Raw genomic sequence first — 12,983 nt, 5'->3', positions numbered from 1 at the left:
TGTCCTTTTGGGGTTGGCGGGGGCGGCCCGATTGGCCCCCCGGTCAAGGTTGGGCGGAACATATGGGCGTTGGCTGGGAGGCGCAAGGCGCTCCGGCGGGCAATTCGGCGCGATCCGGGGGCGAGACGATTTGTCCGTTTTGTACAGGGGGAGCCGGGCGGTTTGGACGTTTTGTACAGTTTGAGCGGCGGGTTTCCCGGTTCAGGAGGGGGCACCATGGGGTGGCCGCTGCCACCCGGTGGGGGACACGCGGGAGAGGGTGCGGGCCGGGCGTCCACGGGTGCGCGAGGCTTGCGGAGAGGCCGGTTCCGGAGGACTGTGCGGCGCGCAGGTGGAGAGGTCGGATTGAGTATTTTTCCAAAGGTGAAGACAGGGGCGTTGGTGATCTGGGCGCTGATGTGCGCGCCGGTGGCGGCGGAGTCGATGTTGCCGGTGATGCGGGACCAGGCGCCGGGGGCCTGGGATGCGGTGGGGCGCGTGAACGTCGCGGGCTACCGGACGCGGGGGATGTGTTCGGGCGTGCTGATCGCGCCGGAGTGGGTGCTGACGGCGGCGCATTGTCTTTATCGCGAGAACTGGCGGACGGTCGCGCTGGAGGATCTGCATTTCGTCGCCGGCTGGGATCGCGGGATCGCCGTGGACGACCGCGCGGTGGCAGAGACCTTCGCCCATCCCGAGGCCTGGCGCGACGGCATGATCGACCCGGCCCGCGACGTGGCGCTGCTGCGGCTGGAAAGCCCGATGCAGATCGCGCCGGTGCCTCTGTTGGGCGATGACCTGCCGGAGCCGCCCTACGGGATCGTGGCCTACCAGGGCTCGCGCCCGCATCTGGTGGGCGGGCGGTTCGATTGCGGGGCCGAATTGCAGAAACGGAGCCTTGTGCGCACGGCCTGCCGGATGGAGCCGGGCAGTTCGGGCGGCCCGATGCTTGCCCCCGTCGAAGGAGGCTGGGCCGTGGTGGGCGTGGTGTCGGCCGGCTCCGGGGGATGGACGCTGGTGGCGCGCGCGCTGGACTGGGTCGCCGAGACGATCGCCGGCGGTTAGGCCCGCGCGCCCCGGACGATCAAGCACGATCGGGGCGGACCGGTCCGGGTCATGTGGCACGGGGCGCACGCGCGGAGAGACCGTGTTAACCTGCCTCCCCTACCCCTTTGCCCCGCGCTTTGACATAAGGCAGCTATCAACCACCCGTGAGTGATTCACCAAGGAGTGCCACGACATGCACGACATCCGCGCGATCCGCGAGAACCCGGAAGGCTTTGACGCCGCCCTTGCCCGTCGGGGGGACGCGCCCATGTCGTCGGAGATCCTGTCGCTGGACGAGGCGCGCCGCGCCAAGATCCAGGCCGCCGAGACGGCGCAGGCCGAGCAGAACCGGGCCTCCAAGGAGGTCGGCGCGGCCAAGGGGCGTGGCGACGAGGCCGAGTTCGAGCGCCTGCGCGCGCTGGTGGGCGAGAAGAAGGCCGAGGTGGCCGCGATGCAGGCCGAGGCCAAGGCGCTGGACGCGCAGCTGACCGACATGCTGGCGCGGATCCCCAACGTGCTGGCCGAGGATGTGCCGGACGGCGCCGACGAGGACGGCAACGTCGAGGTCCATCGCTGGGGCAATGTGCCGAATTTCGCCTTCGATCCGAAGGAGCATTTTGACATCCCCGGCGTGGCGGCGGGCATGGATTTCGAGACTGCGGCGAAAACCTCCGGCTCGCGCTTCGTGTTCCTGAAGGGCGCGGTGGCCCGCATCCACCGGGCGCTGGCGCAGCTTATGGTCGACACGCATGTGGACAAGAACGGCCTGACCGAGATGCAAAGCCCGGTGCTGGTGCGCGACGAGGCGATGTACGGCACCGACAAGCTGCCGAAATTCGGCGATGACAGCTATCAGACCACCAATGGCTGGTGGCTGGTGCCGACCTCCGAAGTGCCGCTGACCTATACCGTGGCCGAAGAGACGCTGGCCGAAGCCGATCTGCCGATCCGGATGACGGCGCATACGCTGTGCTTCCGGTCGGAGGCGGGCAGCGCGGGCAAGGACACCGCCGGCATGCTGCGCCAGCACCAGTTCGAGAAGGTCGAGATGGTGTCGATCACCCATCCCGACGCCTCGGACGCCGAACAGCAGCGGATGCTGGGCTGCGCGGAGGGCATCCTGGAGCTGCTGGGCATCCCCTATCGCACGGTGATCCTGTGTTCGGGCGACACCGGCTTCGGCGCGCGGCGCACCTATGACATCGAGGCCTGGCTGCCCGGGCAGAACGCCTATCGCGAGATCTCTTCGGTTTCGACCACGGGGGCGTTCCAGGCGCGGCGGATGAATGCCCGGTTCAAGCCGGCGGGCGGCGGCAAGCCGGAATATGTCCACACGCTGAACGGATCTGGCCTGGCGGTCGGGCGCTGCCTGATCGCGGCTCTGGAAAATGGGCAGCAGGAAGACGGTTCCGTGTTGTTGCCCGAGGCACTTGCGCCCTATCTTGGGGGCAGGACCACACTTACAGCGGACGGACAGCTTGCATGACCAGACCCTCGCCCCTGATGGCCATCGTTGTCCTGCTGGCGACGGCGGCCTTCATCGCCTCGCCCCTGCTGACCGGGGGCTTTCGCGGCTATGACCCGACGCAATTCCCCGTGCCGCAGGTCGATCCTCTGATCCAGCCGCCGGGCTGGACCTTTGGCATCTGGGCGGTGATTTACGTCTGGCTGGGTGTCAGCGCGGGCTATGGCGTGGTGATGCGCATGACCGAGCCCGACTGGGCGCCGATGCGGCCAACCATGGCGCTGGCCACGGCGGTGGGCGCGACGTGGCTGCCGGTGGCGCAGGTCAGCCCGTTTCTCGCCACGGTGCTGATCTTCGTGATGGCGGTCTCGGCGATCGTGGCGCTGCATGACGCGCCCTTCCTGGATCACTGGTGGGCGCGGGCGCCGGCCGGGCTTTTTGCCGGCTGGCTGACGGCGGCGAGCTTCGTGAGCCTGGGCCTGGTGCTGGCGGGCTACGGGCTGTTTTCGGACCGGGGCGCGGCGATCCTGTGCCTGCTGCTGGCACTGGCGGTGGCGGCTTTCGTGATCTGGACCGTGCGGGATACGGCAATGTACGAAGCGGCGATCGCCTGGGCGCTGGCGGGGATCTTCCTGTCGTCGCTGCCGCATGACCGGATGGTTTCGGCGCTCTCGGGCCTTGGCGCGGTTGTCATCGGGCTGATGGCGCTGCGCAGCACGCAGAGGATTCTGGCCCAGACGAAATAGGCCGGCGGCCCCTGCCGGGCGCGGTGGCGGGGCCATCGAAAGGCATCACGACAGGGCGCGGTCCGGATCCCGGACGGCGCCTTTTTTCTTGTGGGCGGACCTTTTGAAGATGTCTTTGAATTGCCCCGATTGGGACAATCAAATGTCCGGCCGCGCGGCGATTTCCGTGCCTGTCGCGACAATTGGCTGCTGGCAGGACGCCGGAGCTTGCTTGATAGTGCGACAGGCAAACCCGCGCCCCGGAACAGGCGATGGTCCGGCCCTCCCCTCTGCGGCAGCCGGATCGGCACCGGGGTCACAAGAAAGAGACAGATGTCATGACACTTCCCCCCCTTCTGAAACATGTTGCCGCCGCAACCATGGTCCTGGGTCTTGCCGGCCAGTCGGCGCTGGCCTGCACCGGCATCGTCCTGCATGCCGATGACGGCACCACCGTCGCCGCGCGCACCATGGAATTCGGCCTTGATCTTGAATCCGATCTGGTTGCCGTGCCGGCGGGGACCGAATTCACGACGCTGGCGCTGAACCCCGACGAGAGCGGGTTCACCTACACCACGAAATACGGCTTCGGCGGCGCCAATGCCTTCAGCGAGCGGATCATCATCGACGGGCTGAACACCGAAGGCCTTTACTTCGGGGTGTTCTACTTTGCCGGCGCCGTCAAGCTGGAGGAGCTGACGCTCGACAACCAGGATTACGCGATCTCGTCCGAAGAGCTGGGCAACTGGGTCCTGGGCCAGTTCGCCACGGTCGAAGAGGTGCGCGCGGCGATCCCGCATGTCGCCGTCGTCGGCACGGATATCGAGCAGATCGGCGGGCCGGCGCCGGTGCATTACGCGGTGACCGATGCCACGGGCGACGCGGTGGTGATCGAATACACCTCGGCCGGGCTGCGCATCCACGACAACACGGTGAACGCGGTCACGAACAACCCGCCCTATGACTGGCACCTGACCAACCTGCAGAACTACATCGGCCTGGGCGTCGACAACCGCGACGAGATCACCGTGGGCAATCAGGTTCTGAAACCCTTCGGCCAGGGCACCGGCATGGCCGGGCTGCCGGGCGATTTCACCTCGCCGTCGCGCTTTGTCCGGGCCGTGGCCTATGCCAACAGCGCGCTGAAGCCCGCCACCGCCGATGACGCGATCTTCGAGGCGTTCCACATCCTCAACAATTTCGACATCCCCAAGGGCGCGGTGCGCGAGCAGCACCAGGGGCAGGCGATCTCGGAATACACGCTGTGGACCGCGGCTTCGGACACGAAGAACCGGATCTACTACTTCAAGTCCTATGGATCGCAGCAGGTCGAGAAGGTCGACATCCGCGCCGCGGTCGAAGGGCTGGAAGCCCCCAAGGCGCTGAAGGTGAACAACACATTCGCCGTGAGCGACCGTACCTCGGACTTCTGAAGCGGCCGGGCTGACCGGGTTGCCGGTCAGTCCTTTCCCGATTTCCTGCGCTTCTTGCCGGCCGGCCCGTCCTTGGGCCGGCCGTCTTTTTGCGTCGCGGGCTTGTCATGGCCGCGCTTGTCGTCGCGGTGTTTGTCGGCCTTGAGCTTGGCGGGCTTGGCCTTGCCCACCGGGTCCTGGGCCGGCTTTGCCTTGGCGGGCTTGGCCAGTTTCGAGGCCTTCACCTTGCCGCCCTTGGCCTTGGCCGCGGCCTTGGCCACCTTTTCGGCCTTGCGCTTCTTGCGGCCCTTGGGCGCTGCGGTCGCCAGTTCATGGGTATCGGGCGCCGAGGGCGGAATGTCCTGCGGGGCCTCGACGGGGGCGTCGGGCGGGGTTTCGGACGGTGGCGCGGGCGGAGTTTCCGGCGGAAGGTCCTGAGGCGCTTCGGTGGGCGGTGTCGGCGGCGTTTCCTGGGGCGGGTTCGTATCGGGCGTGGGGCTGTGTTCGGGCGGGATTTCCGGTTTTGGATCGGGCAGATCGGGGGCCTCGGGCGGGCGGTCGTCGGGGATCTCGGTCGGCAGGTCGCCGGGCGCCTCGGAGGGCGGCGTCTCGGGCGGCAGATCGGGCGACGGTGTGCCGGGTACCTCGGTCGGGCCCGGATCCGGCGTGGCCGGGGGATCGGACGGATGGGCCATGGCCACGACCGAGATCTGGCCGGGCACCATGCCGACGTCGTTGCCATGCAGGCGCGCGGACGTTCCGGGATCGGACGGGGCGCCGGAGGGGACCGGCGCGGGCCGGTGCACGGGCGGCGCGGGGCTCTTGCCGCTGCGGGTCATGTCCGCCTTCAGGTCGGTCACCCAGGTCAACGGGCCGGGATGGGTGAAGAAGACCGGGGGCTGTTTCCTGCGGGGCTGCGGGGCGGTCTGTGTCATGGTCTGGGCCTCTGCTGGGGCGGCCGGCGCCGGGGGAAGCCGGGTCTCGGGCGCGCGCGGGATCGACAGGGCTGAGGTAGCGTGGCGCGAGGGCGCCTCCAGCTCTGGCCGGGGTTCCGTTGCGGGAGGGGCGCGGCGCGGCGCGGGCGGCGTGCTGGCGGTCGCGGGGTCGGAGGGTGGCGCCTGCGGGGGGGATGCGGGCGGCGGCTTGGCCGGTTGCCCGGCCCCGGCGCGGCGGCGCGCCCTGCCCCCGGTCGCGGCGGGCTCTGGCGTCGGCTGGCCGCGGCGCAGGCGGCGCGGCTGGCGCGCAGACGGCTCTGTCGGGGGTTTGGCCGTGGCCTGACCCTCCGGGGCGGCGCGGCGGCGCCGGCGGCGGGCGGGCGGACCGGCGGTGTCGGTTTCGCCCCGCGCGGCGGCGTCGATCAGGGCCTGCGCGCGGCGCGGGCCGATACCCGGCAGCTGAAGAAGCGTCTCGGGCCGGGTGGCGGCAAGATCGGCGACCGACCGGATGCCAAGGTCATTGAGCTGCTGCGCCAACACGGGCCCGATGCCCCGGATATCGCTGAGTTCGAGCATTCGGCCCCCTTCCCGCGGAGGACAGCCCGTGCTGTCCCGCGTCCCCGGCTGGGACAAATGTACAAGGCCGTGCAGGCACTTGGCAAGCGCGACGGCCCCAATCGCGGCCCCGTCCCGGCGCCCGTCACCCGGTGCGGGACATGAAAAAGGGGCCGCCGAAGCCGCCCCTTGTCATCCTGGTCACTTTCACTGGCCCCGCGTCCCGAGGCCCCGGGATCACCCGGGGATGGCCGCGGTGCGGGTGCCGCCCGACGGCGGGAAGGGCACAAGCCGTTCGCGGTCTTCGTCCCAGAGCTTGAGGCTCATCGCGCGGACCGCCTCGCCGAACTTGATGCGGCGCAGGCCCATCTCTTCGGGGATGGCATAATGGCACTGGCGCAGCCGGTAGCTGGGGATGCGGGCGTTGAAATGGTGGATGTCATGCAGGGTGATGTTGGCCACCATGAAATCGAAGAACCAGCCGAAATCGAGGCAGGACGAGCCCTGCAGCGCCGCGACCTGCGGGTCGAGATCGGGCCGGCGGTCCCAGTAGGTGTCTTCGAAATTGTGCTGCAGGTAGACAAGCCAGACGCCGAACATGCCGCCGAAATAGCTGGCCCCGAACCAGACCAGCAGGCCGGTCCAGCCGGCGATGAGGTAGACCAGCGTCATGAAGACGATCACCGCCACGTTGTGCAGCAGCACGCCCTTGACGCCGAACTGGCCGGCGTTCTTGGGCCAGCGGTAGCGGACGAAATAGGTGAAGAGCGCGCCAAGCGGGATCAGGATCAGCGGGTTGCGGTACAGCCGGTAGCCAAGCCGCTCCCAGAACCCCGCCTCGTTCCATTCGCGCAGGGTCATCGTGTGGATCTCGCCGGTGTCGCGGTGGTCGAGATTGCCGATGAAGCCGTGATGCAGGTTGTGATTCTGCTTCATCACCTCGAAGGGCGCGAAGGTGAAGACCGACAGGACGTGGCCGGCCAGTTCGTTCTGGCGCCGGGTTTCGAACAGGGAATGGTGGCCGGTGTCATGCTGCAGCACGTATAGCCGGACCGCTGCCAGCCCCATGACCATGCCCATCGGGATCACGATCCACCAGGTCGTGGCATGGCTGACCGCCAGGTAGAAGGAGATGAAATAGACCGCGAAGGTTCCGAAATAGCTCAATGCTGCCAGACGGTTGTCCTTTTCGACATACTTGCGCGTGTGGGCTCTGATATCCATGGACATGCTTCGGTCTCCCTGTTGACCGCTTTCCTGACACTTCCGGTCAATTAGGCATGGGAAGGTCCGCGACAAGTGCGCGGACCGGAGCCTGGGGCCGTATGAGGCCGAAGTGCCACAACTCGATTACACTGCTGTAACGAAATAGTAATCTTTTTTCTGATCGCGATGGAAGCGTCGCGTCAATCCGCCGCCCGGAGGCGTGGCATCCGGGACAACGGGCGCCTTCGGATCGGCGTCGTGCGGCCCCCGGGCCGGAAAAGCGGCCCGGCGGGCGATTATTACTTGAGATGCTTGCGCAGCTTGCTTGGCCCCGGCTTCTTGCGGCCCTTGTAGGGGTTCTTGTCCGATTGCGACCGCAGGGTCAGGCGGATCGGCGTGCCGGGCATGTCGAAGGCCTCGCGCAGTCCGTTGACCAGGTAGCGGTTGTAGCTTTCCGGCATCTTTTCGGGATGCGAGCACATCACCACGAAGCCCGGCGGCCGGGTCTTGGCCTGGGTCATGTAGCGCAGCTTGATCCGCTTGCCCTGGGGCGCGGGGGGCGGATGCGCCTCGACCATGCCGGTCAGCCAGCGGTTCAGCCGCGCGGTGGAAACCCGGCGGTTCCAGACGTCATGCGCCTTGAGGATCGCGGCCTGAAGCCGGTCGAGCCCCCTGCCCGTCTTGGCCGAAACGGTCACCAGCGGCGCGCCGCGCAACTGCGGCAAAAGATGTTCAAAGGCTTCGCGCAGGGCTTTCAGCTTGACGGATTTTTCGTCTTCAAGGTCCCACTTGTTGATCGCCACCACCACGGCGCGACCTTCGCGTTCGGCCAGGTCGGCGATGCGCAGGTCCTGCTGTTCGAAGGGGATCGCGGCGTCCAGAAGGACCACGACGACCTCGGCGAATTTCACCGCGCGCAGACCGTCCGAGACCGACATCTTCTCAAGCTTTTCCTGGACCTTGGCCTTCTTGCGCATGCCGGCGGTGTCGAAGATCCGCATCGGCGTGCCGGCCCAGTCGATCTGGAGCGAGATGGCATCGCGGGTGATCCCGGCCTCGGGGCCGGTCAGCAGGCGGTCCTCGCCCAGGATCTTGTTGATCAGCGTGGACTTGCCCGCGTTGGGGCGGCCCACCACGGCGACCTGAAGCGGCTTGTCGTTGCCTGGCAGCGCCGGCGCCTCGCCGTCTTCGTCCACAGCCACATCCGTTACCGGCGCGGTCTCGGCGGTCTTGGCCTCGGCCGCGTCGGCGAAGGGCATCAGCGCGGCATAAAGGTCCGTCATCCCCTCGCCATGTTCGGCGGAGATGCGCAGCGGCTCGCCCAGGCCCAGTTCCCAGGCCTCGATCACGCCGGCATCGGCGGCGGCGCCTTCGGCCTTGTTGGCGGCCAGGATCACGTGGCTGGCGCGGCGGCGCAGGATCTCGGCAAAGACACGGTCGGCGGGCGCCAGCCCGGTGCGGGCGTCGACGATGAAGAGGCAGACATCGGCCATGTCCACCGCCCGTTCCGTCAGCTTGCGCATGCGGCCTTCAAGGCTTTCGTCGGTCGCCTCTTCAAGGCCCGCGGTGTCGATCACGGTGAAGCGCAGATCGCCCAGCCGCGCCTCTCCCTCGCGCAGGTCGCGGGTCACGCCGGGCTGGTCGTCGACCAGGGCCAGGCGCTTGCCGACAAGGCGGTTGAAGAGGGTGGACTTGCCCACGTTGGGGCGTCCGACAATGGCGAGGGTCAGGGTCATTGGAACGGGCCGATCAAGTGTAAGACGCGCCCTTTACCCTAAAGCGCGGTCAACGGAAAGCGAACAATTGTCCTTTGCGGCCCACGACGTACAGCGTGTTGCCCGCCACGACGGGATCGGAGGAGGCGCCGCCGGGCACCTCGGCCTCGAACAGAAGCTGGCCGGAGGTGGGCGAAAAGGCCCGAAGGTAGCCGTCGCTGGAGGCCGTCCAGATGCGGCTGCCGGCCAGGATCGGACCGTAATGCGCATAGACGGGACCACGGCGCAGGGGCCGGTCCTTGATGTAGCGCGGTAGGTCCACGGCCCAGATCGCCTCGCCGTCCGAGGCGTCAAGCCGCACGAGCTGGTTCGAATCGGTCAGGGCGAAGACGCTGCCGCCGACCGGCCAGACCGGGGTCATGGCGCCGAAGGGCGTGGTCCAGCGGCGTTCGCCGTTGGAGGCGTCAAGCGCGGCGATCCGGCCCGAGGCATTGCCGACATAGATCGTGTTGCCGACCACCACGGGGGCGCCGGTCACGTCGCCGATGGTCGAGGCGGCCACGCCCGGGCGCTGGCCCGAGACATTGGTGCCCCAGCGGCGCAGGCCGCCCTGGCGGAAGGCGGCGATGATGTCGCCCGAGCCATAGGCGAAGACGACGAGATCGTCGGCCAGCGCCGGATCCGGCGCGCCAAGCACATTGGCCACGCTCGAGGTGCCCGCGATCTGCCAGCGGATCCGTCCGTCGGCGCGTTCCACGGCCCAGCCGGTGGAATCACCCGCGACCAGATAGACGAGATCGCCGGCGACCAGCGGCTTGCCCGAGCCCGTCGCGTCCAGCTTCTGGGTCCAGCGGGTGCCGCCGGTGGTGGCGTCCAGCGCCACCAGGACACCGAAGCCCAGCGAGACGTAAAGCGTGCCGTCGGCATAGGCGAGCCCGCCGCCGGTGGCATCGTTGGCCCCGGCATAGGGCGGCCGCGCGTGCACCGACCACAGCACGGCGCCGTTGGGGCCGAGTGCCGTGACCTGGTCGCGGCTGTCGAGTGTGTAGATACGTCCGCCGCCCACAACAGGGGCCGCGGTGATGCGGTGGCGCCGGTCGTCGCCGTCCCCGATATCGGTGGCCCAGGCCAGCACCGGGGCCTGGCGCAGGGCCGCGTTCGACACCCGGTTCGCGGGCGTGCCGGGGCCCTGTTCCCAGCTGCTGTTGCTGACCTGGTTCGGCAGCGAGATCGCCGGCGCGGTGTTGTTGTCGGGATCGGGATCCTTGCTGAAAGCCGCGATCTGGGGAATATCCTCGCGGTCGCCCGGAAGCACCACGTCGGGTTCCTGGCAGCCCGAAACCGCCATGACCAGTGCGAGACCGGGCAGACACAGCAGGCCGCGCTTCGGGAGCAGCCCGGTTGTGAACTCGATTGCCTTATACATGTACCTGCCCGTCGTCCGTTCCGTCCTTGATGCGCCCGTCAAAAAGACCGGCGCCGCGCCCCCGTTCCTGTCCTGCCGGAGGCGTTACGTCAACTGTGCTCAGCCCTGGGATCCGTCATCGCCGGCACCTGTGGCGCCCGGAATGGCCTGCGGGTCGCCCCCGAGCGCCACAATCACCTGCGTGGCGCGCTGTTGCAAGTCCGCGGTGACCTCGGCGTCTTCGAGGATCGCCTGCAGCCGGTCGATGGCCGCGTCGGTCTCGCCGGTGCGGATATCGATGATGGCCAGCTGCTCCTCGGCCAGCAGGCGCAGCGGGCTGCCGGGCGTGGCCAGCGCCGAGAAACCGGTGCGCAGTTCTGCCGGGTCGGCGGTTGCGGCGCGCAGGGTCAGCGCCTTGAAGGCGGCGATGTTGCGGTAGATCAGCGGCAGATCCCCGTTGAGAGAGATCGTGTCGAGCAGCTTGCCGGCCTCTTCGGCGCGGTCGTCCTCGGCCAGGGCGGCGGCGCGCAGGAAATCGACCACCGCCGTGCCGCCGGGCTCGTCCGTCTCGATCGCGGCCAGCGCCTCGGCCCGGGCCTTGGCGTCGCCGGCTTCCATGGCCACGGTGATCGCGTCGCCCAGGGCCTGTGCGGCGGCCTGGTCGCGGGACTTGGTATATTCGTTCCAGGCTGCGCCACCGACGATCAGTACGATGATCAGGACGGCGATCCAGCCGTATTTGCGGGCCAGGGCAAAAAGCCGGTCACGACGGACCTCTTCGGTCACCTCGTCGATGAAACTGTCGGTGTCGCTCACGCCGTCCCCCGGATTTGTGCCTTATTTTACAAACGCCGTCGCGTCGCGACGGGTTGGCCCGCTATATCGTGGCGAAAATGCCAAGCCAAGGGGCAGCGGCGACCCAATGCCGCAACGGCTCTGTTAAAAAATGCGGAAAAATGCAAATGTGAACTGGTCAGTTCAGATCGGGCGCGCCATATAATCCGGGATGCGGCGCGGAAACACGGGCGCGTGATCCGGAGACGGGATAAACCGGACCCCGCGCCGCTGTGTGTGACGAGAAGGCGAAACCATGCGACTTATCCCGACTTTGACAGCCCTTGTTGTGATCGTGGCGCTTTATTTCCTGGTGTTGGAGCGTGACAAGCTGCTCGCCTTCGCGCGCGGGACCGATCCGGCCGAGGCCGCGATGTCCGACGATGCCGTCGCGGATATGGTCGGGGGCGAGCAGCTGGCCGCCGCCGCAACGCCCCCCGAGGGCGGGAATGCGGGCAACGCGGCCTCCGCCCCGCCTGCCCCGTCCTCTGCCCCCACAGCCGGAACCGAAAGCGACACGCCGACGATCAGGGTCGTCGTGCGGCGCTCGGTCGCGCAGCAGGTGGACAGCGCGGTGACCCTGCGCGGCGAGACGCGCGCCATGCGCCAGGTCGCGGTGCCGTCCGAGACCTCGGCCGTGGTCACGTCCGAGCCGCTGCGGCGGGGCGCGCATGTGGAAAAGGACCAGGTCCTGTGCGAGCTCGATCCCGGCACGCGCTATGTCACGCTCGCCAATGCCAAGGCGCAGCTGGCGCAGGCGCAAAGCCGCATTCCCGAGAGCCGCGCGCGCCGGGCCGAGGCCGAGGCGGTTCTGGAACAGGCGCAGATCGATCTGAACGCGGCCGAGAAGCTTTCCGAGGGCGGTTATGCCTCCGATATCCGGCTGGCCGGTGCGCGGTCGGCGGTGCGCTCGGCCGAGGCGGCAGTGGCCACGGCGGATGCCGGGCTGGAAAGCGCGCGCTCGGGCGTCGAATCGGCGCAGGCGCAGGTTTCGTTTGCGGAAAAGGAAATCGAGTACCTGACCATCACCGCCCCGTTCGAGGGCTATCTCGAAAGCGACACGGCCGAGCTGGGCTCCTTCCTGGCCGCGGGCGGGATCTGCGCCACGGTGCTCCAGCTCGATCCGATGAAGCTGGTGGGCTACGTGCCCGAAACCCAGGTGGGCCGGATCGCGCCCGGCGCGGCGGCGACCGCGCGGCTGGCCGATGGCGGCTCGGCCGAGGGGGTCGTGACCTTCATCAGCCGCTCCGCCGACCCGGTGACGCGCACCTTCGCGGTAGAGGTCGAGGTGGAGAACCCCGACCTGGCGATCCGCGACGGGCAGACGGCCGAGATCTTTGTGTCGTCTGCAGGGACCATGGCGCACCGGCTGCCGCAATCGGCGCTGACGCTGAACAACGACGGCAAGCTGGGCGTGCGGGTCGTCGACTGGGAGGGGCTGGTGCAGTTCCGCCCCGTGAAGATCCTGCGCGACGATATCGACGGGATCTGGGTGACCGGCCTGACCGAAGAGGCGCATGTGATCGTGGTGGGCCAGGATTTCGTGACCGCCGGCCTGCGCGTCGCGGTGACCTACGAGGACGAGATGCGGACCGGGGCCGAACCGGTCGCCACCCCTGGCGACCCGGCCGCCACCCCTGCCGGACAGGACGCCAGCCCCGGCATCCCGGACGCCGACGGCGGCCAGGGCAGCAAGGAGCCGTGA

At 68.4% G+C, this 12,983-nt stretch carries 10 protein-coding genes; 5 read left to right on the top strand and 5 right to left on the bottom strand.

Annotated features, from left to right (window positions below):
• Nucleotides 1-345 precede the first annotated feature (345 nt).
• The 4 genes from ATO3_RS00430 (at nt 346) to ATO3_RS00415 (ending at nt 4,649) form a co-directional block, all read left to right on the top strand.
• Nucleotides 346-1,044 carry a trypsin-like serine peptidase gene (locus ATO3_RS00430; RefSeq protein ID WP_158217877.1) on the top strand — a complete coding sequence of 233 codons (699 nt, stop codon included), beginning with the start codon at nt 346-348 and terminating at the stop codon, nt 1,042-1,044.
• A gap of 175 nt (nt 1,045-1,219) precedes the next feature.
• A complete protein-coding gene (gene serS, locus ATO3_RS00425) occupies nt 1,220-2,512 on the top strand; it encodes a serine--tRNA ligase (protein ID WP_088647830.1) in 1,293 nt (430 codons plus the stop codon).
• Entirely contained in the window at nt 2,509-3,237 is a 729-nt protein-coding gene (locus tag ATO3_RS00420) for a hypothetical protein (protein ID WP_233151984.1), read from the top strand. The genes serS and ATO3_RS00420 overlap by 4 nt, the downstream gene beginning before the upstream one ends.
• Before the next feature lie 317 nt (nt 3,238-3,554).
• Nucleotides 3,555-4,649, top strand: a complete 1,095-nt coding sequence (locus ATO3_RS00415; protein WP_198963180.1) for a linear amide C-N hydrolase — start codon at nt 3,555-3,557, stop codon at nt 4,647-4,649.
• Between the two features lie 26 nt (nt 4,650-4,675).
• Here ATO3_RS00415 and ATO3_RS00410 read toward each other — a convergent pair whose 3' ends face one another.
• The 5 genes from ATO3_RS00410 to ATO3_RS00390 all read right to left on the bottom strand — a co-directional run bounded on the left by ATO3_RS00410 (nt 4,676) and on the right by ATO3_RS00390 (nt 11,260).
• The gene (locus tag ATO3_RS00410) at nt 4,676-6,139 is read right to left on the bottom strand and encodes a helix-hairpin-helix domain-containing protein (RefSeq protein WP_088647829.1); all 1,464 of its coding nucleotides are present in this window, start codon (nt 6,137-6,139) and stop codon (nt 4,676-4,678) included.
• Nucleotides 6,140-6,355: 216 nt separating this feature from the next.
• Nucleotides 6,356-7,342, bottom strand: coding sequence for a fatty acid desaturase (locus ATO3_RS00405; protein ID WP_088647828.1), 987 nt, complete (start codon nt 7,340-7,342; stop codon nt 6,356-6,358).
• Nucleotides 7,343-7,623: 281 nt separating this feature from the next.
• The gene (gene der, locus ATO3_RS00400; protein ID WP_088647827.1) at nt 7,624-9,060 is read right to left on the bottom strand and encodes a ribosome biogenesis GTPase Der; all 1,437 of its coding nucleotides are present in this window, start codon (nt 9,058-9,060) and stop codon (nt 7,624-7,626) included.
• 49 nt (nt 9,061-9,109) lie between these two features.
• Nucleotides 9,110-10,465: a PQQ-like beta-propeller repeat protein gene (locus tag ATO3_RS00395; RefSeq protein WP_088647826.1), complete on the bottom strand. Its 1,356-nt coding sequence runs from the start codon at nt 10,463-10,465 to the stop codon at nt 9,110-9,112.
• A gap of 99 nt (nt 10,466-10,564) precedes the next feature.
• The gene (locus tag ATO3_RS00390) at nt 10,565-11,260 is read right to left on the bottom strand and encodes a hypothetical protein (protein ID WP_088647825.1); all 696 of its coding nucleotides are present in this window, start codon (nt 11,258-11,260) and stop codon (nt 10,565-10,567) included.
• Nucleotides 11,261-11,534: 274 nt separating this feature from the next.
• On the opposite strand from ATO3_RS00390, the gene ATO3_RS00385 reads away from it, so the two are divergent.
• Nucleotides 11,535-12,983 carry an efflux RND transporter periplasmic adaptor subunit gene (locus tag ATO3_RS00385; protein WP_088647824.1) on the top strand — a complete coding sequence of 483 codons (1,449 nt, stop codon included), beginning with the start codon at nt 11,535-11,537 and terminating at the stop codon, nt 12,981-12,983.

It is taken from the genome of Marinibacterium profundimaris (assembly GCF_002210095.1).
Taxonomy (GTDB): Bacteria; Pseudomonadota; Alphaproteobacteria; order Rhodobacterales; family Rhodobacteraceae; genus Marinibacterium; species Marinibacterium profundimaris.
This window is presented reverse-complemented; position numbering and strand designations above follow the sequence as displayed.